Origin of the sequence: Viridibacterium curvum (genome assembly GCF_039544165.1) — a bacterium.
GTDB classification, from domain to species: Bacteria; Pseudomonadota; Gammaproteobacteria; order Burkholderiales; family Rhodocyclaceae; genus Viridibacterium; species Viridibacterium curvum.
Map to the genome: position 1 here is coordinate 813,983 of NZ_BAABLD010000008.1, position 22,859 is coordinate 836,841.

Consider the following 22,859-nt stretch of genomic DNA (forward strand, 5'->3'; position numbering starts at 1 on the left):
TTCTGCATCAAGAACATTTGTTCTAGAATAAAGTGCATGGATTCCGTCGCCTCAGTCCTTTTCGGCAAAACGCGCCAAGCCGTCTTTGCGCAGCTCTTCAGCTTTCCAGAAGAGAAGGTCTATCTACGCGAACTCGAAAGGCGTACCGGCATCAGCAGTGGCAGCCTGCAGGCCGAGCTCAACCAGCTTGTCGCCGCTGACCTCGTGCGCCGCCAGCAAGACGGCAACCGCGTGCTGTACGCCGCCAACACACAAAGCCCGGTTTTTGAAGAACTGCGCGGCCTCATCCTCAAGACCACTGGCCTGCCCGAGCAGATCCGCGCTGCCCTTTCGCCTTTGCAAGCCGACATCAAGCTCGCCTTCATCTACGGATCGATGGCCAAAGGCAATGCCAGCGCCGGTAGCGACGTCGACCTGCTCGTCGTCGGCAAACTCGCCCTGCAAGATCTCATCACCGCGCTGCAGCCCGTCGAACAACGCATTGCCCGCGAAATCAACACCCGCCTGTTCGACGAAGCCGAATTCGCCCAGCGCAAGCAAGATGGCGAGCGCTTCATCACTGGCGTACTGAGCGGCAAGCTCATCACCCTGATCGGGGACCTCAATGACGCTTGAGAACCTCATCGGCAAAGGCCTGCAGCGCGAGCCCAGCGACGCGGCCGAGATCGCCCGCTTCCTCGACAAGATCCGCACTACGCCTTCCATAAACAGGAATCACAGTGAATAAGCAACAACTCGCCGCCAAAATCTGGGCATCTGCCAACCAGATGCGCTCGAAGATTGAAGCCAATGAATACAAGGACTACATCCTCGGCTTCATCTTCTACAAATACCTGTCCGACAGACTGGAAAGCTTTGCCCTCAGCCAGGACATGGGAAAAGACGACCTTCAGAGTCTTTCGGAAGATGACGAAGAAACCGTCGAGTTCTTCAAGAGCAGTATTGGTTACTTCATCGCCCACGAGCACCTGTTTTCCACCTGGATCGACCACGAAAGTGACTTTGACGTCTCGCATGTGCGCGACGCGCTCTCTGCCTTCAGTCGCCTCATTCACGCGAACCACAAGCGGCTCTTCGAAGGCATCTTCAAGACCCTTGAAACCGGCCTGAGCAAGCTGGGTGAGTCGGCCGCCAAGCAGACCAAGGCGATCAGCGATCTGCTGCAGCTCATCAAAGACATTCCCATGGATGGCCGCCAGGGCTACGACGTACTCGGCTTTATCTACGAGTACCTGATCAGCATGTTTGCCGCCAACGCGGGCAAAAAGGCGGGCGAGTTCTACACGCCGCACGAGGTGTCCGTCCTTATGTCCGAGATCATCGCGCACCACCTCAAAGACCGCGAGACCATCCAGATTTACGACTCCACCAGCGGCTCTGGCTCGCTGCTGCTCAACATCGGTCAGGCCATCGCCAAGCACATGTTGAACAAGGACAAGGTCAAGTACTACGCCCAGGAGCTCAAGGAGAACACCTACAACCTCACCCGCATGAACCTCGTCATGCGCGGCATCAATCCCGCCAACATCGTCACCCGCAACGCCGACACGCTCGAAGACGACTGGCCGTACTTCGACGACCAGGACCCGGTCAACACCTACGACCCCCTGTACTTGGATGCCGTCGTCTCCAACCCGCCCTACTCACAGAAGTGGGACCCGCAGCACAAAGACGCCGACCCGCGCTATGCCCGCTTTGGCCTCGCGCCCAAGTCCAAGGCCGACTATGCCTTTCTGCTGCACGACCTCTACCACCTCAAGCCGGACGGCATCATGGCCATCGTCTTGCCGCACGGCGTGCTGTTCCGGGGCGGCGAAGAAGGCGCGATCCGCAAAAACCTCATCGAGAACAACCATCTCGAAACCATCATTGGCCTGCCGCCCAACATCTTTTTCGGCACCGGCATTCCCACCATCATTCTCGTGTTGCGACAAAAGCGCGAGAGCAGCGATGTGCTGATCGTCGATGCTTCCAAGGGCTTCGCCAAAGAAGGCAAGAACAACAAGCTCCGGGCCTGCGACATCAAGAAAATCGCCGACGTTGTGACGGGGCGGCTTACCGTGCCGCGCTACAGCCGCCGCGTGCCCAAGACCGAGCTGCAAGCCAACGACTACAACCTTAATATCCCGCGCTACGTCGATTCGTCCGAGCCCGCAGAAACCTGGGATCTTTACGCCTCCATGTTCGGCGGCATTCCGCAAAGCGAGCTGGATGCGCTGGCCGATTTCTGGAAAGCCTTTCCCGGCCTGCGCGCTGCACTGTTTGCCGACGATGGCACGCCCTACGTCCAGCCCAAAAATAGCGATCTCGCCCAGGCCACCCGCGCACACGCCGAGGTCACGCAATTCAAGCAAGCCTTCACCTCTGCTTTTGCCGGCTTCACCCCCTGGCTGCGCGACGCGCTGCTCAAGCAGATGCTCACGCTGCAAATTCCCCGGCAAGAAGCACTCATCTGCGAAGAGCTGTTTGCGTGCCTGGCGAAGGTCAGCCCTGTGCCGCTCATCGACAAATACCAGGCCTACCAGATCCTTGATGACCACTGGCAGCCCATTGCAGTTGACCTCGAAATCCTCCAGACCGAGGGCTTTAGTGCCGCCCGCGTCGTCGACCCTCACTACGTCATCAAAAAGAAGGATGGCAAGGAAGTCGAGGTGCAAGAGGGCTGGCGCGGCCGCGTCCTGCCCTTCGAGCTGGTGCAGGCCGTGCACCACAAGAAGGAACTGGATGCGCTGCGCGACAAGGAAAACCGCCTCAGCGAAATCACCGCCTCGCTGGAAGAAACGCTGGAGAGCTTCAGCGAAGAAGACAAGACCAATGACACCGTCAATGATGCGGGCGACAAGTTCGTCGCGGCTGCCGTGGCCAAAGAGGCCAAGCTCCTGCTCGCTGACGCAAAAAAATCAGGCGACTTCGAGCCTGAATCTTTCGAGGCCAAGATCATCCAGTCCGCCGACTGGCTCGCCGAAGAAAAAACCTTGAAAGCGGTCATCAAACAAGACGCTGCCGCCCTGCACCTCAAGACCAAGACGACCATTGAAGGCCTGAGTGATGCGCAGGTGCACGAGCTTCTTGAACGAAAGTGGATCGCGCCCCTCAATGACGCACTTCACGGCTTGCCCGATCAGCAGATCGATGTCCTGAGCACCAAGCTCGAAGCCCTTGTCGAAAAGTATCGCATCACCTACGCCGACAACGCCCGGGAGATCCAGCAAGCAGAAGCCGCGTTGGCGGGCATGATTGGGGAACTAGACGGGAACGAGTTCGACCTCAAAGGCCTTGCGGAATTGAAAACCTTGCTGGCGGGGAATTGAGATGACGGCGCAAACTGATAGCAAGGCGCCCGGAATTCGGTTTGGAGCATTCAGCGGCGATTGGGATGAAAAGGTACTGGGAGAGCTGTTCCCAATTACATCCGCTGCACGCGTCCATAAAAATGAATGGACCAAATCGGGCGTCCCGTTCTTCCGATCGAGCGATGTCGTCTCTCACTTCAAAGGCCAAGCCAACGCCAAGGCTTTCATTTCCGTTGAGCTTTACGAAGAGCTCTCCGCAAAGGTGGGGCGCATTAAGAAAGGCGACATGCTGGTCACCGGCGGTGGCTCAATCGGTATTCCCTTTCTGGTCGAAAACGATGATCCGCTGTACTTCAAGGACGCAGACCTTCTTTGGTTCAAAATTCGCGAGGCAGTAGATAGCCACTATCTCTACACGTTGCTTTCGGCGGCTCCATTTCGCCGATACCTCAAGAGCATCAGCCACATTGGCACGATTGCCCATTACACAGTTGAGCAAGCTAAAGGCACGCCAGTCACGCTGCCGCGCGATTCAGATGAACAAACCAAAATCGGCGACTATTTCCACGAGCTGGATAGCCTGATTGGCTTGCATCAGCGCAAGCATGAAAAGCTGGTGGCGCTGAAAAAATCGATGCTTCAGAAGATGTTCCCGCAACCCGGTGCAACCATCCCCGAAATTCGGTTTAAAGGGTTCTCGGGAGAGTGGGTAGATAAGACGCTGGTGGAGCTTTGCGATCTATTTGCAGACGGAGACTGGATAGAGTCAAAAGATCAAAGCCCAAGTGGAATCCGACTTCTGCAGACTGGAAATGTAGGAATTAACCAATTCATCGACAAGGCAGATAAAGCGCGATGGATTTCAATTGATACTTTTGAGCGTTTAAAGTGCGAGGAAGTGTTTGCTGGCGACATTCTGATCTCAAGATTGCCCGAGCCAGCTGGGCGTGCGTGCATCGTTCCTAAACTTCTGCACAGAGTTATTACGGCAGTGGATTGCACAATAGTTCGAACGACAAAGATCTGCGATCCTGCGTTCTTAGTGCAGCATTGCTCTTTGGATAGTCATTTTGAAACAGTTAAAGATTTTTTAGGTGGCGGTACAAGGCAGCGCATTTCACGAAGTGCTCTTGGGAAATTTGTCGTCAAAGTCCCTGAGTTTGAGGAGCAGAAACAAATCGGAAACTACTTTCGTACGCTGGACGGGCTGATTACCAAACACGCCACTCAGCTCCAAAAACTCCAGCAGATCAAGTCTGCCTGTCTGGAAAAGATGTTTGTCTAAAAGGCTTACCGATTAATCATGAGCACCTTTGCCAAAGAATCCGAATTTGAAGCCGCCGTGATCCATGCGCTGCGACAGTGCGGCTGGGGCGACCTGGATGTCATCAAGAATCCGAGCGAAGCCGATTTACTGGCGAACTGGAAGCAGATCCTGTTCGAGAACAATCGCGGCAAGGATCGGTTGAACGAAGTGCCACTGACCGACAGCGAGATGCAGCAGATCATGGAGCAGATCACTGCGCTACGCACGCCGCTCAAGCTCAATGGCTTCATCAATGGCAAGACGGTGTCCATCACGCGTGACAACCCGGCGGATGCGCTGCATCTGGGCAAGGAAGTGAGTCTGAAGATTTACGACCGGCAGGAGATTGCCGCCGGGCAAAGCCGCTACCAGATCGCGCAACAGCCGCGCTATGTGCGCGGCTCGCCGCTGCTCAAGGACCGGCGCGGCGACTTGCTGCTGCTCATCAATGGCATGCCGGTGATTCACATCGAGCTGAAGAAGAGCGGTGTGCCGGTGAGCCAGGCCTACAACCAGATCCAGAAGTACTCGCGCGAGGGGATCTTCAGCGGCCTGTTTTCGCTGGTGCAGATCTTCGTGGCGATGGAGCCCGCAGAAGCGCTTTACTTTGCCAACCCGGGGCCGGACGGGAAGTTCAACAAGGACTATGCCTTTCACTGGGCGGACTTCAATAACGAGCCGATTAACGACTGGAAGATCTTCACTACCAGCCTGCTGTCGATCCCGATGGCTCATCAGCTGATTGGCTTTTACACTGTGGCGGATGAGTCAGACGGCGTGCTGAAGGTGATGCGCAGTTATCAGTATTACGCTGCGCATGCCATCTCGGACAAGGTCGCCAAGACTGACTGGAAAAACCCGAGCCGTCTTGGGGGCTACATCTGGCACACGACGGGCTCGGGCAAGACCATGACGAGCTTCAAGTCTGCCCAACTCATCGCGAATTCCAATAAGGCGGACAAGGTGGTGTTCCTGCTCGACCGCATCGAGCTGGGTACGCAAACCTTGCAGGCTTATCGCAACTTTGCGGGCGACAGCAATTCGGTGCAGGCCACGGAGCACTCGGGCGTGCTGGTCAAGAAACTCAAGAGTACGGACCCTGCCGATACCCTGATCGTCACCTCCATCCAGAAGATGAGCCGCCTCAAGGATGAGGAGGATGGGCTCAAAACTGACGATCTGGAAAAGATGCGCGCCAAGCGCATCGTGTTCATCGTGGATGAATGCCACCGCTCCACGTTTGGTGACATGCTCATCGACATCAAGAAGAGCTTTTCCGGCGCGGTGTTCTTCGGTTTCAGCGGCACGCCGATCCACGACGAGAACATCCGCAAGGACAACACCACCGCCGATGTCTTCGGCGATGAGCTGCACCGCTATAGCATTGCAGACGGCATCCGCGACAAGAACGTCCTGGGCTTTGACCCTTACCAGGTGATGACGTATCGCGACAAGGATTTGCGGCAGGCCGTCGCGCTGGAGAAGGCCAAAGCCGCGACGCCAGCAGAAGCCTTTGCCGACCCCCGGAAGAAGAAGGTCTTCAACCGCTACATGAATGAAGTGCCCATGGCTGGCGACCGCGATAGCGCGGGCGTTTATCAGAAGGGCATCGAAGACTATGTGCCAAACGCCCAGTACGACTGCGATGAACACCGCAGCGCGGTCGTTCAGGATATTGCCGACAACTGGGTCACCCTGAGCCAGGGCAACAAGTTCCACGCCATTCTCGCCACCAGCAGCATCCCGGAAGCGATCAGCTACTACCGGCTGATGAAGACGCAATGCCCGCAGCTGAAAATCACCGCGCTCTTTGATCCCAATATCAATGACGACGACGGGGGCTGTGATCCTGTCGTGAAGACTGAGGGGCTGGTCGAGATCATTGGCGATTACAACGCCGCATATGGGCAGACGTTTGATCTTGGGACGCACGCCAACTTCAAGAAAGACCTCGCTGCCCGCCTGGCTCACAAGAAGCCATATCTGCGCATCGAAGTTGAGCCGGAGAAGCGGCTCGATCTGCTGATCGTGGTGAATCAGATGCTGACCGGCTTTGATTCGAAGTGGGTGAACACGCTCTACCTCGACAAGCTGCTGGAATACGAGAACATCATTCAAGCGTTTTCGCGCACCAATCGCTTGTTCGGGCCAGACAAACCTTTTGGCACGATCCGCTACTTCCGCAAGCCGCACACAATGAAGCGCAATGTCGCTGCGGCAGTGAAGCTCTATTCCGGTGACAAGCCGATTGGCCTTTTCGTCGAACGCCTCGCGCAGAACGTGGAGCGGATGAACGCTTGCTTTGTCGAGATCAGCGCGATTTTCAGCGCTGCAGGCATCACGGACTTTTCAAAACTGCCAGACGATCTGGCAGCACGGGCAGCGTTTGCCAAGCAGTTCAACCAATTCAGCGCCATTCTGGAAGCGGCGAAGATCCAGGGATTCACGTGGGAAATATCGGCTTATGAGTCCAGCGAAGCGCCCGGAACACAAGTCACGCTTGCCGTGACTCATCATGAGTATCTGACGCTTGTGCAGCGCTACAAGGAGCTGGGCGGTACGGGCAGCGGTGGCGGGGGTGAGAGCATTCCCTTCGACATCAGCAGCCACATCACCGAAATCGACACCGGCAAGATCGACGCCGACTACATGAACTCGCGTTTCGAGAAGTTTCTCAAAGAGTTGCATGGCGGGGATGCGCAAGCCAAGGAAGTAACCCTGGCGGAGTTGCACCGTTCCTTTACATCGCTCTCGCAGGAAGAGCAGAAGATTGCCGAAATCTTTCTGCATGATATCCAGCGCGGCGATGTACAGATCGACGCCAGCCGCACATTCCGCGACTACCTTGCCGACTACCAGGCGCAAGCCAAGAACAAGGAAATCGAAGCCATTGTGGGATGCTTTGGCGTGGATGCGGCCAAACTGACTGCCTTGATGAGCGCCAAGACGACCGAAGCGAACCTGAACGAGTACGGACGCTTTGACGTGTTGCTGACTTCGGTCGACAAGCAAAAGGCCAAGGCCTATTTTGACGCGCTGGAGGGGCAAAGCATCCCGCTCTTCAAAGTGAACATCAAGACAGAGTATCTGCTGCGCAAGTTCATTATTCAGGGTGGGTTTGACCTGAAGCCGCCGGGCGATACGACGTGAGATCGCATGTGAGCATGGTCGCAGCGCAGGGGAGCCTTTGAAATGACCCGCCGAAAATCGCCCCAGGCTTCAAGCTCAAGCGAGGTCTCCACCGTCCGCTCTTCCGCAGCGGAGTACCTCACCTTTGTCGCTGCGGGTGGCCAGTCGGAAACCAGCGTGGAGATGCGTTACGAAGATGAAAACATCTGGCTGACGCAGAAGATGATGGCGACGCTCTACGATGTGTCGGTGTCTGCCATCAGCCAGCATCTGAAGCGCATTTTTGCGGACAACGAACTCGACGAGGCGGCAGTTGTTAAGCAGTACTTAACAACTGCGGCCGATGGCAAGAGCTATCAGACCAGGCACTACAGCCTGCAGGCCATCATTGCCGTTGGCTTCAAGATCGAGAACGAGCGGGCGGTGCAGTTCCGCAAGTGGGCCAACCAGATCGTCAAGGACTACACGATCCAGGGCTGGACGATGGATGTGGAGCGGCTCAAGAGCGGCGGCAGCATCCTGACGGAAGAGTTCTTCGAGCGGCAGCTGGAGAAGATCCGGGAGATTCGTCTTTCGGAGCGCAAGTTCTACCAGAAGATCACCGACATCTACGCCACCTCGGTCGACTACGACGCGAGCGCCACGGCAACCAAACGCTTCTTTGCAGCGGTGCAGAACAAGTTGCACTACGCCATTCACGGCCAGACAGCGGCAGAGGTGATCGTGGATCGCGCGGACCACACGAAGGAGAACATGGGTCTGACCCATTGGGAAGGTGCGCCCCGAGGGAAGATCCACAAATATGATGTGTCGGTCGCCAAGAACTACCTTTCGGAATTCGAGCTGGCACAGATGCAGCGCATCGTTTCCGCCTATCTCGATATGGCGGAGCTCCAGGCCATGCGGCGCATGCCCATGACGATGCAGGACTGGGAAGAGCGCCTGAGCGGCTTCCTGAAACTGTGGGATCGAGAGATTCTGCAGGACGCCGGCAAAGTCACCGCTGAGCTTGCCAAGGCCCACGCCGAAAGCGAATTCGAGAAGTACCGCATCGTGCAGGATCGTTTGTTCGAGAGCGACTTTGACCGGATGCTGGGGCAGCTCGAATCCAGCGAGTCTGATAAGACGGGCGGCGAGACGCCGGGCGATTAAAGCTTTCTTTAATCTCTCTATCCGATATTGAAGTTCTCTTGAATGCCCCGTCGCCCTCACCACCACGTCTACGTCGTCGAACTCTCGCGCCGCGTACTCGACGAGCCGCGTTTCCTGAAAGCCAACCCGCATTACTACCCGCTGCTGCCGGACGCGAAACCCTGCGTGTATGTGGGCATGACGGGGCTGCAGCCGGATGAGCGTTTCGACAAGCACAAGGCGGGGGTGAAATCGAATCGCTTTGTGCGGGAGTACGGTTTGCGGCTGTTGCCGGCGCTCTACGAGGTCTATAACCCGATGCCCTATGAAGCCGCCCGCGAAATGGAGGTGGAACTGGCGATCGGCTTGCGCGAGGCGGGGTATGCGGTGTGGCAGGCGTGATTGCCGGCGTGCGAGGCTTTGCCAGCGCTGACACGACAGGGCATGCTGCGCGATCACTTGATAGGGGTCGGACATGAATCACGCCAGGTCACGCGAAGTGGTGCTCGCCATACGGATGACGCCGGAGCTGCAGCAGGGGCTGGAGGTGCTGCACGAGACCTGGCGGCGCGACCCGGCCTCGGTGCCGCGTGGGCTGTCGTGCAGCGAGTCGCAGGAGGGCGGCTTCGTGATCGTGGCGGCCGAGTCGGTGTTCGTGACGCTGCCGGGGGCCTGCGTGATCAAGGGCGTGGGCGCGGTCGAGCTGCTGGGCGAGGGGCCGGTGTTCGAGGAGGGGGCGAATTCGAAATCGCTGATCCTGCGCCAGACTGCCGAGGGCTGGCGCTTCTCGGTGAAATTCGTGCCGCCGATTGTGCGGGAGCGGCATAAGAAGGAATGAACACCGTCGGCATTTTCAGCGCTCCGAACGTCGCTGGATTCCCGCCTTCGCGGGAATGACGACATGCGGGTCCGGCTGTCTCGCATGCGCTGCGCTAGTACGCCGCGCCATCCTTGTGAAAGAACTTCCATTTGCCGTCCACCTGCCGCGCGGCGAGGTCGTCGTCGGGGTAGTTGGCTTCGTCGCCGGGGGTGCGGTCGCCGATTTCGAGGTAGGTGACGGGCGCGCTGGATTCGTTGCGCAGCTGGTGGCCGTTGCCGGTGCCGGCCTTGAAGCCGGCGCACATGCCGGGGGCGAGGGGCGTGGCGCCTTCGTCGGTGTAGAGCGTGGGGTGGCCGCTGAGGATGTAGATGAATTCGTCCTGCAGCGTGTGGCTGTGGCGCAGGGCGGAGATGGCGCCGGGTTCGAGCGTGGTGATGTTCACGCCGAAGTTGCTGAGGCCGAAGAGGTCGCCGAGCGTGCGCTTGACGCGGCCATTGACCATGCTGGCAAAGGGCTCGGGGTAGAGCGAGGGTTTGCTGCGCGGTGGGGCGTCGGCGGCAAGGATGGCAATGGGGGGCTGGCTCATGGTGGTGGCGATGTCTGTGTGAAGAGCGCCGCGGTTGCGTCAGCAGGCGATGCGGTTGCGGCCGGCGTTCTTGGCGCGGTAGAGGGCTTCGTCGGCGAGGCGGTAGAGGTCTTCGGCCTGCATGTTGACGGCCAGGGTGGAGATGCCGATGGAGACGGTGAGGTGGATGGCGGTTTCGTCGACAAGGAAGGGTTGCGACTGGACGATTTCGCGCAGCGACTCGGCGATGAGGCTGGCCTTGTCGAGCGGGGTTTCGGGCAGGACGGCGCCTGCCAAATCGCCCTGCCAACAACCAATCCGACTCAAAAGTACCCAAACGGGCACATTAGCGGCGGTGCCTCTAAGTGCGTGCCATGAAGACTAATGGCACGCATGGCGTGACCATTCAATACACCTAAATATCCCGGGGAGCGATATGAAAATCGCGATTGCATCCTGTTCGAAGCTCCAGCAAACGAACCCTCAGCCCGTGTGGTCGGAAATCTCGGCAGAAAAGCCGGACATCTTGCTGCTCACGGGCGACACGATCTATCTTGATCACGACCATCATTCTAATCCAGCAAAACTACAATCAGAACTTCGCCAGCTGTATGAAAATCAGCTAGCGGAGCAGCACTTTGCGGCATTGCTGGCCGACATGAAGCAGCGCGGCGCAGATGTGGTCGCCATTTATGACGACCACGACTTCCTCGGCAACAATCGATATGGCGGTGATGAAGACCCAGCACTCCGCGATGTCGCACGAGCGGAATTGATTCGTGCCTTCGCTCCCAGAATGACGGGCGCAGACGTGTACTCGGTTGCCAAGCTTGGGTTGGTTGATCTTGTCGTGCTGGACGAGCGCTTCTACAGGAAGTCTCCCCTTCGATCGTTAGGGAGTCGCGACGCCATCCTCGGCGAGCGTCAATGGTCATGGCTCGAATCGGTCGTTTCCAGCTCTGTCGCACCCTACCTGGTCATTGTGTCGAGTACCACGATTCACCAGTTTGGAGATGAAAGCTGGGAGCAATACCGGGGGGCCTTTGAACGACTTCGAAATCTTATCGCTGGCCGTGCCGGCGCAATGGTGATTTCCGGGGATGTGCATAGAAACGCGCTATATGATGACAGTGGAATTTTAGAGGTTGTTTCATCAGGTGTGGCGCGTAACGGTGTGATATTCGGATCACCCAGACAAAACTGGGGAGTTCTGGAGTTCTCTCCCGCATCAGTCCGGATTGAGCTGAAGGGACTGAAAGCCGGCTCCCGTTTCAGCGCCGACGTTGCCCTGAACGACTGGCGTTTCTGATTCTCGACGCAGCTACCCGGAGGTTACGTGAGCGCCATGCCCTATGACCCGACCCGCGTCTCGTTGTATCACCCCGAACGCCAAGACACCGTGTTCATTGCGGACAAACAGTATTCGGCGACCCAGATTGCGGTGGAAGCTTCGCGTCTTGCCTATGTGCGTGCGGAGCACTCGGAATCTCCGGAGTTTGCACGCCTTCAGAAAGCATTGGAGCGAGTAGGTTATGGCGACCTGGTGCTTCTTGAAGACAAGAAGACAAACTCGCAAGGTTTCGGCTGTACCCGGATTTCAGATGGCTGCGCACTACTGGCTTTTCGCGGGACACAGGCCGATGAACTGGGAGACATCGCAGTTGATGTCCAAGCATCACTCGTTAATTGGACTGAAGCAAAGGGTCAAGTACATAAAGGGTTTGCACAGGCTGCACTCGCTCTGAAATCGCAAGTGTCCAGCTGGATTCAATCACGGCAGATCAAAGCCGACAGATTGACGATATGCGGCCACAGTTTGGGCGCCGCAATTGCTGTTTTGACTGCAAGCAATCTTCGACCGAAGAGGCTCGTGACGATTGGTTGCCCTCGCGTTGGTGATACCCAGTTTGTGACCACCCTAGCGGGGGTTGACTGTACGCGCATCGTGAACTGTTGCGATGTCATCACTGAGGTGCCGCCATCTTTGTTCGGCTACGAACACGTCGGGCCAACCACCTACATTCGACGGGACGGGTCCGTCATATCGAATCCGGCTGCCGACGATATCGTCGATGACAGACGCGAGGCTCGCGAAGAATACATGCTCAATCAATCATGGCGGGTCGGCACTGTACTGTTTCGTGATCTGTCTGACCATGCGCCCATCAACTACGTCAGGGCTTTCTTCGCGTGAAGCTCACAGCATACGCACAAGCAGCAAGTCCCGGCGTCATCCAGGTATGGGTGGGGATGTTCGGGACAGAAGCTCCACCGGCTCCTTCGTTCCGCCTCGACCAGACTCAAGCGACTCCGTTTGCTCCGTCTGTCATGACGCCCATTCGCGATCAACGAACGGGGGTATCAGGCAAGCCGATAAACCATCGTGGCATTTTCCGCTTTGCAGTACCCGATCTAGGGCGACCGTATCTTGTGGAAATTGTCGCTGGAAGTGAACGCTACGTGTTCACTACTAATTCACTTCCTCTGGAAATCCCGAAGCTGCTGGAGGGTAGTTTCAACATTCTGCTGTGCTCGTGCTACTTTCAGCCCGAAGATGTGAAGGGGTTGCTAGGGAGCACGATTTCGCAGATACAGCTGCAGCCGCACCTGACGGTCATGGCGGGCGACCAAGTCTATGTGGATTTACCTTTGCTCGAAGACTTGCCGGAGGCAGATCCCGGGTTATCCCAGGTCATTGGCGACAAGTATCTCGTCAATTGGACCTCGACGCAGCTACAAACCCAGGGACTGGAACCAGTCCTGGCGAGAGCCCCGGTGGTGAATGTTCCTGATGACCATGAGTTCTGGAACAACTACCCCTTTCGGCAAAAACAACTGCCGAACACCTGGCGAGACACTACGCGGAGAGATTGGAGCAATGCCGCGCGGGCGCTGTATGAGGACTATCAACTCGCGGTACCTCCCGCTGAATCAGGTGCGACCAGGCTGGACGTCGAACCAATCAAGATGTTGTTTCTAGATATGCGTTGCAATCGTGACGGGGACTTCGACGAGTTGATGAATCCGGTCGCCGTAACAGCACTTTCAGAATGGGCAAACGAGCTCATTGCTGACAGGGCTGCCGGGAAGGCTGCAGTCGGTCTTCTTTCTTCGGGACAGGCACTTTTCATCAATTCGGCGACTGATGCCGACAGAGTAACCGTCGACGCCGAGATGGGGAACTACAAGCAATTTGACTTTGTCCTGACGCAGCTAAAGCGACTGGCCAATGAGGGAATACCGGTTGTCTACTTGACAGGCGATGTGCATTGGGGGCGGGTCACCAGAGGAACCAATCTGGCGAATGGCCACGCTGCACTGTACGAAGTAATTTCGTCACCCTCCCGTTTGATACGGGTTCCATTTCTCGATGCGGCGAATGAGTCTTTCAATGCCGTCAAAGGAATTTTCGGCAAGAAAGATCCTTGGCCTCGCCACAGCAACCCGGAGAATGCACCGTCGCGCTTCTGCGACGGTCCGGTTTTTAGCCTTGAAACCTTGCATAAGCAACGCGGGGATCACGTCGCTATCGTGTCATTCACACGCAATGGCACCGGAGTCGACTTCAGTGTTACTTACTACGCCATACATGAAGACAAAGCTATTGCAAAGTCAGTTAAAAAAGGACCTTACGCGCTCAGGCTTGCATAGAAAGGATATGTCATGGTTAAACAAACTCGCTCCAAGTCCGCTGTCAGCAATCCCGCGATGCTTGAGCTTGAGCGTGGCCCAAGCCAGAACAATCTTGAGTGGGGTGAGCAGGCAGTTTACGAAATGGGAACCGGTGACGACAAGAACTGGACCTATGTCGTGCTCCTTGGTGGTAGCGATACGATGTCATTTCGGCTCAGGGTGGCGCAATCCCATATCCGTAATGACATGCTCCCGTCGTATTGGTCTGAGTCGATTCTTGTTGAGCTGAAGGGAGCCTCTGTATCGAAAGCCAATGCCATACATGTACCCTTGCTTCAGCCGGAGGGGCCTGAATTTCCCACTCGCTCCAATGGAGTGCGCGTACGCTCGCTGAGGGACTATGCTGACCCACAGCGCTATCCCAACATTGCGGTCATTGCGTTGCCTGTTGCTCAAGCAGAGATACTCAAGCGGGTAGAGGCATTTCGTAACTCGAAGTCGACGCTTGACGCACTTGAACATGTTTTGAGGTGGCTCGCATTTTGTTGGGGCGCAGCGGCCACCCCCAACCCACTACACGACAACTATGGCTTCCCTTCAGCATGCATGCTGGAAACAGTTTTCGCGGCTGCAAACCTTGATCTGACACCAGGCCTTGAGGCACGGGCGTCTTGTCCTGAAGCGATATGGGTGGCTGCGCGATTCTGGCAAGACTACTTCGAGGCATTTCGCGGTGCTGTCCCACAGGGGCGTTACTGGACACCACACGCGTACGCAATAACCGAGCCCGATGATGGCAAGTCAAGCAATAGCAAGAAGGATGTGCGTGCTTCAGCCTCTAGAGCGCGCACGCGCCGTGGTCGGTGACGTAGATCCCAGAGGCTGTCGCCGGTTGGCGCAGTCGCCAATTTCGGGGTAAGTGGCGGGTGCCCCGCGTTTGCGTCAGCAGGCGATGCGGTTGCGGCCGGCGTTCTTGGCGCGGTAGAGGGCTTCGTCGGCGAGGCGGTAGAGGTCTTCGGCCTGCATGTTGTCGGCCAGGGTGGAGATGCCGATGGAGACGGTGAGGTGGATGGCGGTTTCGTCGACGAGGAAGGGTTGCGACTGGACGAGTTCGCGCAGCGACTCGGCGATGAGGCTGGCCTTGTCGAGCGGGGTTTCGGGCAGGACGGCGCAGAACTCTTCGCCACCGAAGCGGCCGATCTCGTCGCTGGGGCGCAGGCGCTGGCGCAGGGCTGTGGCGATCTGGCGCAGTACGGCGTCGCCGATGAGGTGGCCGTGGGTGTCGTTGATGCGCTTGAAGTGGTCGACGTCGAGCATCATCACTGACAGCGCGCGGTTGTAGCGGCGCGCGCGCAGCACTTCTTCGGCCAGCAGGGTGTCGAGGCGCATGCGGTTGCTGAGGCCGGTGAGGCCGTCGGTGATGGCCATGCGATTGACGGCGGCGTGGTACTGGGCCTCGATGTCGCTGCCGGCGAGGAACTTGAGCACGGTGTCGCCGATGCGGATCTGGTCGCCGGGGATGAGGCAGCGCACGTTGATGCGTTGTGGCTCGTTGTTGGCGTAGGTGCCGTTGGTGGACTGCAGGTCTTGCAGGAAGAGGTCGGGGCCGCGACGTTCGAGCCGCACGTGGTTGCGCGAAACGCTGTCGCTGAGGATGACGATGTCGTTGTCAGCCCCCCGGCCGACGCCGACCGTCGGTTTGTCGAGCAGGTAGCGGCGGCCGAGCTCGGTGGCGGTGGGCGAATGGATGACGACCAGGCAGTCTTCGCCGGGTATGCCCATCAGCGATTTGATGCTGGTGAGGCGGGTTACGTTGTCGTGGCTCACCGCGGAATTCCTGTGCCGGAAGGGTGCCCGACAGGATGCCGGGCAGGGTTTGCAGGGTGGGGATGGGCACGAGATTACTGCGCGGGAGGGGGGGCGTCCAGCGCCGGTGGTCTTTCAGGCAGTCAGCCAGTTCAGGATCTGCCCGGCCTGCATGGCGCCGGCCTGGCGCTTCACCTCCTGGCCATCGCGGAACAGGATCAAGGTAGGGATGCTGCGGATGCCGAAACGCGCGGCGCTGTGCGGGTTGGCGTCGGTGTCGAGCTTGGCGAGCAGGGCCTGGCCCTTGAGCTGCTCGGCGACTTTGGCGAAATGCGGCGCCATGCCCTGACACGGCCCGCACCAGGTGGCCCAGAAGTCGACGAGCACGGGCAGCTCGGTCTTCGTGATGACGCGTTCGAAATTCGCGTCGGTGAGCGCGACAGGATGATCAGGCAGCAGGAGCTGTTTGCACTTCGCGCAAACGGGATCTTGCGAGGCGCGCTCGGCAGGGACGCGGTTGAGGGTCTGGCAGTGGTAGCAGGCGACGATGGGCATGGTCGTAGTCGTAGTCGGAATGAGGGTCTGCGCAGCAGATGCCACCGGGCCCCGCGTTTTGCAAGGGGGAGTGGGGCGGTGCCGGGACTGGTCAGACCGGCGGAAACGGCGTCGTTCCGCGCCCGTGACCTCGCTCACGAAACAGTGTTTGAGTGGTGCACTGCGTCTACGGCAGACTGCGGGCAGTTCTGCCGCTGTGAGGGTGTTCGAAACACCACGCGAGACGAAGCAGGACAAGCACAACGAACTGGAGATGGAGACGATGTTCCTGAGAAGCCTGATCGGCGCTGCCTTTGCAGTCGCCGCCAGCGGAGTCATGGCTGCGGCCGATGCACCGACTGGCTACACCAAGTGCGTGCAGCTGGGGGCAACCTGCAGCATGACGGGTACGCACTCTGCTGCCATCGGCAAGTCCGGCGTGTTCGCCTACAAGGTCATGACTGGTGCATTCCTCTGCGCGCTGGACACCTTCCCCGGTGCGCCGACGAATTCGACCTGGTGCTCGTACAACCCGGCTGCCGTCAGCAGCAGCGCCTCTTCTACGGCATCCTCCGTTGCCTCTTCGGTGGCTTCGTCGAGCGCCTCGTCAGCAGCCTCCTCGTCAGCCGTTTCCAGTGCTGCTTCATCCAGCGCGACTTCATCCAGCGTCGCGAGCAGTGTGACCAGCAGCGCGTCGGCTGCGCCGCTGGCGCCCGTCAACCTCGCCGTGCCGCCGCTGGCTTTCGAAGACACGCACATCACCGTAGCCTGGGAAAAACCCGCGAGCTACGCCGACATCACGGGCTACAACATCTACGCCAACGGCACGCTCAAGGGCACGGTCAGCAAGATCGCCTGGCCCTCGGGCATCACCAACCAGCAGCTCTACTACGACGTCACCGGCCTCACGCCGAGCACGGCCTACAGCATCAGCGTGCGCGCCTATAACTCGGCGGGCATCGAGTCGGCCAGCGCCACGGTGTCGCAGACCACCACGGCCACGCCGACGGTGATCAACGTGACGAGCTATGGCGCAGTCGGTGACGGCGCAACGCTCAACACCAAAGCCATCCAGAACGCCATCAACGCCTGCCCCACCAATGGCAAGGTGCTGATCCCCTCGGGCACCTTCAAGTCGGGCGCGCTTTACCTCAAGAGCGACTGCACCTACCAGATCGACGGCGTGCTGCTGGGCAGCGATGCGGCGGCGGACTACGAGTTCGGCAACAACCGCTTCCCCGTCTACGGCACTACAGGTTTCGGCACGGTGAAGTACCCCGACAACTACAAGGCGCTCATCAACACCTGTGGCTACTACACCGACTGGAACGCGCGCACCGGCTACGTGGCGGACAACCTCTGCACCAGCCCGAAGAACATCCGCATCGTCGGCAGCGGCAGCGTGGTGGGCAGCAGCGGCAGCTCGGCCGACGCGTCGAACAGCGGCTACTACCTGACGACGCTGGCGCACAACCAGCGCGCCGCTCAGGGCGGTGACAACGACACGGGGGATCCTGCCCGTGCCGATCTGTTGAGCCTCACCGGCATCAACGGGCTCTACGTCGCCAACCTCAAGTTCAGCCTGCCGCCTGACCACATGCTGTTCGTGGCACGGTCGAGCAACATCACCATCGCCAACATCAACGCCAACTCCTGGCCCACGGCCAGCACCAATGGCATCCACAATGGCGACGGCATCGACCTGTCGACGGCCTGGGCCAGTTCGCTGACGGCCAGCGGCCCGGTCGGCCTGTTGCCGACGAATGCCTGGATCTTCGGCTCGACTTTCGACAACGGCGACGACTGCATCAACCTCAACGCCGGCACCAGCCTGCCGGGCACCATCGCGGCAACGCCGGTCAATGGCGTGAAGATCTTCAACAACTACACCCTGCACGGTCACGGCGGTGTGGTGCTCGGCAGCTTCACGGCAGCCGGCTTCAAGAACATCGCCATCACCGAGAACACCTTCAACGGCACCGAGATCGGCCTGCGCTTCAAGACCGGCACCAACCGTGGCGGTGGCATCGCCACGCTGGGCGCGGGGGACTTCGGGGTGCGCGCGCTCGACAACAAGGTCAATGCCATCACCAAGCGTGCCGTGGTGGTGATGTCGTCCTATGCCGACTCCACCTTTGCCAACGCGCCCACGCCCGGCATCTTCCACGCCATCGAGATCAACAACCTCACGGGCTCGGTGGGCAGCAGTGCCTACGCCATCGAGACAAGCGGCAGTGGGGGTACGGCGACCAACAGCACCTCGGGCGCCGAGCACTACAACCTGAAGTTCAGCAACATCAACATCACGGCCGGCAAGGGCTTCACGATGTACAACGTGAAGGGCAGCAGCGCCAACACGTTGTTCACCAATCTCACCAGCACGGCCGGCACGTTTGCCTATTCGTCCAGCCTGCTGACGAGTGCGAACTTCGTGGGCTGCTCGCCGACACCGACGGGCAAGTAAGCAGCACCTGCTTCCGTAAAGAATGGAAAGGGCTTCGCAAGAGGCCTTTTTCATTTCCGGTATCCGTTCGATGTACGGCGCCCTCCCGCTGTCATGATGTGCGCTTAGAATGCGCCTTCCGCATTCAGCCCGGTCGCACAGACGATGCAGCTCGGTGTTAACGAAGTTCTCCAGCTTTCGCCCGACGACGCTTCGGCCAAGGCCGCCAAGGGGCTGGTGATTCCCGCCAAGTGGCCGCGCCTGGAGTATGACGACGAGGCGGTGTGGGGCGAGTGTCAGGGCAGTGGCAGCAAGCCCTACCAGGTCCAGGTCGACAAGGCCGGGCCGGCGTTCAAGTGCTCCTGCCCGAGCCGCAAGTTTCCCTGCAAGCATGGCCTGGCCCTGCTGTTGTTGCTGGCGCAGCATGGCGGCAGCTTCAAGCCCGCCACGCCGCCACAGTGGGTGACGGAATGGCTGGCGACGCGTCGCCAGCGTGCCGAGAAGCAAGCCGAGAAGCAGGAGCAGAAGAAGGCCGACATCGCCAGCGCCGAGGCCGATCCGCAGGCTGCCGCAAAACGCGAAGCCACCCGCCTCGCGCGCATGGGCAGCGGGCTCGACGATCTGGCGCGCTGGTTGGGTGACCGGCTGCGTCAGGGCCTCGCGACCCTGCCGACCGAGCTCGCGCAATGGGAGGCCATGGCGACGCGCATGGTGGATGCCCAGCTGCCGGGCGTGGCCTATCGGTTGCGCCTTATTTGCGCGGCGGTCGACAAGGGCGAAGGCTGGCCTGCACGTGTGCTGTCCGGCATGGGCCGGCTGCAACTGTTGATTGAAGCCTTCTCGCGACTCGACCAACTGCCCGCTGCGGTGCAGGCCGATGTGCGCAACGCGCTGGGCTTGAACATGGATCGCGATGAGGTCATCGCCACGGGTGAGCGCGTCAGCGATGACTGGCTGGTTGAAGCCCAGGCCAGTGATGAAGAAGGGCGGCTATGGGTGCGCCGTGTCTGGCTGCGCGGCCAGCAATCGGGGCGCTCTGCCCTGCTGCTCGATTACGCCCACGGCGGACGGCGCTTCGAGCGGAGCTGGGTGACCGGCACCGTGTCGGCAATGACCCTTGCCTATTTCCCCGGCAATGCGCCGCTGCGTGCACTGGTGGTGGGCGATCAGAGCTTGCGTCCAGCGTCCGCACACGTCCCGCTGGGTTTCGATGCGGCGCTGGATGCCTTGTCTGCCATGGTCGCGGCCAATCCCTGGCAATCGCCACTGCCTTTGCGCGTTGACGATGGTGTGCCGGTGCGTGACGAAGCGGGTTGGGGTCTGCAACTCGGTGAGCGACGTTTGCCCTTGAAGCTGCGTGAAGACGATGGCTGGCAGCTGGTTGCCGAATCGGGTGGGACCCCGTTGTCACTGGCCGGTGAATGGGATGGCGAAAGCCTGCGACCGCTGAGTGCCTGGCGCGACGGACTGGTGTGGTTCGAAGAGGCGGAGGGTGCATGAGTCAGCTCGACCAGCTTGCGACCGAAGTGCTGCTAGGTACCGAACGCCGCGCACCAAACCTGCCCGCCCTGCCGGACGCCCTGAGCAACCTGCTCGATGCGGCCTGCCCGGCCGACACCGCGACCGAAACCCGTGTGTTGCGCGCTGCTGGCGTGCTCGCTGCCTGCGCAGCGGCCGGCTATGTGCCGCCAGCGAGCCAGCGTGAGGCGCCTGCGCCCAGTGCGGCCGAGCGGCTGCAGCCGGTTGCCGATGCAGCGCTCGGCGAGGGCCTGCGCCAGCTGCTGGATGCCGGGCCGGACGCCTTGCGCGCCGAGGCCTGCCGCCTGCTGACTGGCGCAGGGTCATGTCTGCCACCGCGCCTGTTGCCGCGTGCGCTCAGCCTGGGTCAGAAGACGCCGGCATTGCGTGGCGCGCTGCTGCCGGTGCTCGGCCAGCGTGGTGACTGGCTGGCACGTCAGGATGCCGCATGGGCTTGGGCGGTGGGCGCACAGGAAGAAGTGCTCGACCCTGCCCTGTGGGAACACGGCACGCTGGATCAGCGCAAGCTGTACCTCGACAAGCTGCGTCGTCGCGACGCCAGCGCAGCCCGCACGCTGCTGCAGACCGGCTTCGGCCAGCTCGATGCACGCGAACGCGCGGCCCTGCTGGAGCAACTGGCGACCGGGCTGGATGCGGCGGATGAAGACTTTCTCGAATCCCTGCTTGCCGACCGCAGCAAGGAAGTGCGCCAGCTCGCCGGCCGCTTGCTGTCGGTCTTGCCCGCCAGTCGTTATGTGGCGCGCATGGGTGCGCGCATGGCAGCCTGCCTCGCGCAGGAGCGCAAGCTGTTCCGCCAGGTGCTGACGCTGGATGCCCCGACGGCCTTTGGTGCGGACTGGAAAGATGACGCGCTCGAAGAGACGCGCGCCAAGAGCGAGACCCTGGGTGATCGCGCCTGGTGGCTGTACCAGATCGCACGGGCGCTGCCGATGGCTTGGTGGCCGGCGCAGACCGGCCTGACGCCTGCCGAGCTGATCAAGTGGCTGCCGGGCACCGACTGGAGCGAGGCCGTGTCGCGGGCCTGGGGCGAGGCCATGCAGCGCGAAGCCGCCGCAGATTGGGCCGAGGCATTCCTCGTCGCGCCGCCCATCAAGGGCTTCCTGTTCGATGTGTTTGCGTTCATCGAATGTCTGCCGCTGGCGCAGCGCGAACAACACTGGTTGCGATTGATCGAGGCTGGCGGACGGCGCTTCGCGATGGGCGACTTGCTCATGCGCCTGCTGCAGAACCTGCCACACGAGGCGGAGTTGTCGGCGGACTTCGTGCAGCGCGTGCTGCGCGAGGTGCGCAAGGGCTTGCCCAGCGACAGCAGCAAGTACGACTACAACCTGCGCAAGGCCCTGCCGGAATTCGTTTGCCATATCCCCGCCGCCAGCCTCAAGGACGTTACCGACGGCTGGCCGATGGGCCGCCCCGACACCGAATATTTCACCGAGACCCTGGCTGCCGTGCTGGCCATCGTCGAGCAACGCCGAACCCTTCATTCCACCCTCACCCAGCGGAAATCCCCATGAGCGCTACAACGAACCAGGTCCTGCGTCAGCATGCCGAACAGCAATTCGCCGAAGAACTCGACGCCATCAGGAAGGCCGACACGCGCGAGCGCTCCGGCAACTGGGCCATGTCGCCCTGGGCCGTGGCCACCTACCTCATGGGCGGCAAGCTCGACAGCGGCTTCGAGGTCAGCGCCAAGTACATCGGCAATCGCCGCATCATCGAGACCGCCATCGCCACCCTGGCCACCGACCGCGCACTGCTGCTGTTCGGCGTGCCGGGTACGGCCAAGTCCTGGGTGTCGGAGCATCTGGCGGCCGCCATCAGTGGCGATTCGACCATGCTGATCCAGGGCACGGCGGGCACCAGCGAAGAGCAGCTGCGCTACGGCTGGAACTACGCCGAGCTGCTGGCCAAGGGGCCGTCGAAAGCCGCGCTGGTGCCCAGCCCGCTGATGCGGGCGATGGAGCTGGGCAAGACGGCACGCGTCGAAGAGCTGACGCGTATTCCGGCCGACGTGCAGGACACGCTGATCACCATCCTCTCCGAGAAATCGCTGCCGGTGCCCGAGCTGGGCATCGAGGCGCAGGCGGTGCGCGGCTTCAACGTCATTGCCACGGCCAACAACCGCGACAAGGGCATCAACGAACTATCGAGCGCGCTCAAGCGCCGCTTCAACACGGTGATCCTGCCCGTGCCTTCGAGCGAGGAAGAAGAGGTCTCCATCGTCACCAAGCGCGTCGGTGAAATGGGTCGCGCCCTGCAACTGCCGGGCGAACCGCCCGCGCTGAAGGAAGTGCGCCGCGTGGTGCAGATCTTCCGCGAGCTGCGCAACGGGCAGACCGAAGACGGCAAGACCAAGCTCAAGCAGCCCAGCGGCACGCTGTCGACGGCCGAGGCGATCTCGGTCATCAATTCGGGCGTGGCCATGGCCGGGCATTTCGGCGACGGCGTGCTGCGCGCTGCCGATGTGGCTGCCAGCCTGGTCGGCGCCATCGTCAAGGATCCGGTGCAGGACGCCGTGGTGTGGCGCGAGTACCAGGAGACGGTGATGAAGGAGCGCAGCGACTGGAAAGACCTGTACCGCGCCTGCCGCGACCAGGATTGAGAAGCCCCGGGAAAATGGTTCTGCCTTCGTTGCGCCGCCTTGCCGTACCAATTCGTAC

The 22,859-nt window shown here is 60.1% G+C and carries 20 protein-coding genes; 16 read left to right on the plus strand and 4 right to left on the minus strand.

What is annotated here, in order from left to right; translation table 11 throughout:
- Nucleotides 1-36 precede the first annotated feature (36 nt).
- The 8 genes from ABEA02_RS11570 (at nt 37) to ABEA02_RS11605 (ending at nt 9,697) form a co-directional block, all read left to right on the plus strand.
- Nucleotides 37-615, plus strand: coding sequence for a nucleotidyltransferase domain-containing protein (locus ABEA02_RS11570; RefSeq protein WP_345533112.1), 579 nt, complete (start codon nt 37-39; stop codon nt 613-615).
- The gene (locus ABEA02_RS11575) at nt 605-727 is read left to right on the plus strand and encodes a hypothetical protein (protein WP_345533113.1); all 123 of its coding nucleotides are present in this window, start codon (nt 605-607) and stop codon (nt 725-727) included. Before ABEA02_RS11570 ends, ABEA02_RS11575 begins: the two co-directional genes overlap by 11 nt.
- Nucleotides 720-3,311, plus strand: coding sequence for a type I restriction-modification system subunit M (locus tag ABEA02_RS11580; RefSeq protein WP_345533114.1), 2,592 nt, complete (start codon nt 720-722; stop codon nt 3,309-3,311). The genes ABEA02_RS11575 and ABEA02_RS11580 overlap by 8 nt, the downstream gene beginning before the upstream one ends.
- A gap of 1 nt (nt 3,312) precedes the next feature.
- Nucleotides 3,313-4,578 (plus strand): restriction endonuclease subunit S, encoded by a 1,266-nt coding sequence (locus tag ABEA02_RS11585; protein WP_345533115.1) that lies wholly within the window; start codon nt 3,313-3,315, stop codon nt 4,576-4,578.
- A gap of 18 nt (nt 4,579-4,596) precedes the next feature.
- On the plus strand, nt 4,597-7,749 hold the full coding sequence (locus ABEA02_RS11590) for a type I restriction endonuclease subunit R (RefSeq protein WP_345533116.1): 3,153 nt from the start codon (nt 4,597-4,599) through the stop codon (nt 7,747-7,749).
- A 42-nt stretch (nt 7,750-7,791) separates the two neighbouring features.
- Nucleotides 7,792-8,880: a virulence RhuM family protein gene (locus tag ABEA02_RS11595; RefSeq protein WP_345533117.1), complete on the plus strand. Its 1,089-nt coding sequence runs from the start codon at nt 7,792-7,794 to the stop codon at nt 8,878-8,880.
- Between the two features lie 42 nt (nt 8,881-8,922).
- Nucleotides 8,923-9,261 (plus strand): hypothetical protein, encoded by a 339-nt coding sequence (locus tag ABEA02_RS11600; RefSeq protein WP_345533118.1) that lies wholly within the window; start codon nt 8,923-8,925, stop codon nt 9,259-9,261.
- Nucleotides 9,262-9,334: 73 nt separating this feature from the next.
- On the plus strand, nt 9,335-9,697 hold the full coding sequence (locus tag ABEA02_RS11605) for a hypothetical protein (RefSeq protein WP_345533119.1): 363 nt from the start codon (nt 9,335-9,337) through the stop codon (nt 9,695-9,697).
- Nucleotides 9,698-9,791: 94 nt separating this feature from the next.
- On the opposite strand, the gene ABEA02_RS11610 is transcribed toward ABEA02_RS11605, so the two are convergent.
- Nucleotides 9,792-10,265 carry a cupin domain-containing protein gene (locus ABEA02_RS11610; protein ID WP_345533120.1) on the minus strand — a complete coding sequence of 158 codons (474 nt, stop codon included), beginning with the start codon at nt 10,263-10,265 and terminating at the stop codon, nt 9,792-9,794.
- 39 nt (nt 10,266-10,304) lie between these two features.
- A complete protein-coding gene (locus ABEA02_RS11615; protein WP_345533121.1) occupies nt 10,305-10,541 on the minus strand; it encodes a diguanylate cyclase in 237 nt (78 codons plus the stop codon).
- Nucleotides 10,542-10,680: 139 nt separating this feature from the next.
- On the opposite strand from ABEA02_RS11615, the gene ABEA02_RS11620 reads away from it, so the two are divergent.
- Genes ABEA02_RS11620 through ABEA02_RS11635 form a run of 4 tightly spaced genes read left to right on the plus strand, consistent with a single transcriptional unit; the run spans nt 10,681 to nt 14,744 of the window.
- Complete coding sequence (locus tag ABEA02_RS11620) at nt 10,681-11,553, plus strand: alkaline phosphatase D family protein (RefSeq protein WP_345533122.1); 873 nt, start codon at nt 10,681-10,683, stop codon at nt 11,551-11,553.
- A gap of 36 nt (nt 11,554-11,589) precedes the next feature.
- Entirely contained in the window at nt 11,590-12,438 is an 849-nt protein-coding gene (locus tag ABEA02_RS11625) for a lipase family protein (protein WP_345533635.1), read from the plus strand.
- Nucleotides 12,435-13,895 carry a metallophosphoesterase family protein gene (locus tag ABEA02_RS11630; RefSeq protein WP_345533123.1) on the plus strand — a complete coding sequence of 487 codons (1,461 nt, stop codon included), beginning with the start codon at nt 12,435-12,437 and terminating at the stop codon, nt 13,893-13,895. Before ABEA02_RS11625 ends, ABEA02_RS11630 begins: the two co-directional genes overlap by 4 nt.
- A gap of 12 nt (nt 13,896-13,907) precedes the next feature.
- The gene (locus ABEA02_RS11635) at nt 13,908-14,744 is read left to right on the plus strand and encodes a hypothetical protein (RefSeq protein ID WP_345533124.1); all 837 of its coding nucleotides are present in this window, start codon (nt 13,908-13,910) and stop codon (nt 14,742-14,744) included.
- A gap of 75 nt (nt 14,745-14,819) precedes the next feature.
- Here the strand turns inward: ABEA02_RS11635 and ABEA02_RS11640 are convergent, their stop codons facing one another.
- Nucleotides 14,820-15,704, minus strand: a complete 885-nt coding sequence (locus ABEA02_RS11640) for a diguanylate cyclase (protein WP_345533125.1) — start codon at nt 15,702-15,704, stop codon at nt 14,820-14,822.
- A gap of 114 nt (nt 15,705-15,818) precedes the next feature.
- Nucleotides 15,819-16,283 carry a thioredoxin TrxC gene (trxC, locus tag ABEA02_RS11645; RefSeq protein ID WP_425584678.1) on the minus strand — a complete coding sequence of 155 codons (465 nt, stop codon included), beginning with the start codon at nt 16,281-16,283 and terminating at the stop codon, nt 15,819-15,821.
- A gap of 157 nt (nt 16,284-16,440) precedes the next feature.
- Here trxC and ABEA02_RS11650 point away from each other — a divergent pair, with 157 nt between their 5' ends.
- The 4 genes from ABEA02_RS11650 (at nt 16,441) to ABEA02_RS11665 (ending at nt 22,801) form a co-directional block, all read left to right on the plus strand.
- A complete protein-coding gene (locus ABEA02_RS11650) occupies nt 16,441-18,681 on the plus strand; it encodes a glycosyl hydrolase family 28 protein (RefSeq protein WP_345533126.1) in 2,241 nt (746 codons plus the stop codon).
- A 144-nt stretch (nt 18,682-18,825) separates the two neighbouring features.
- On the plus strand, nt 18,826-20,160 hold the full coding sequence (locus ABEA02_RS11655; RefSeq protein ID WP_345533127.1) for an SWIM zinc finger family protein: 1,335 nt from the start codon (nt 18,826-18,828) through the stop codon (nt 20,158-20,160).
- Nucleotides 20,157-21,713 carry a DUF5691 domain-containing protein gene (locus tag ABEA02_RS11660; RefSeq protein WP_345533128.1) on the plus strand — a complete coding sequence of 519 codons (1,557 nt, stop codon included), beginning with the start codon at nt 20,157-20,159 and terminating at the stop codon, nt 21,711-21,713. The genes ABEA02_RS11655 and ABEA02_RS11660 overlap by 4 nt, the downstream gene beginning before the upstream one ends.
- Nucleotides 21,710-22,801, plus strand: a complete 1,092-nt coding sequence (locus tag ABEA02_RS11665) for an ATP-binding protein (RefSeq protein WP_345533130.1) — start codon at nt 21,710-21,712, stop codon at nt 22,799-22,801. Before ABEA02_RS11660 ends, ABEA02_RS11665 begins: the two co-directional genes overlap by 4 nt.
- Nucleotides 22,802-22,859: the final 58 nt, after the last annotated feature.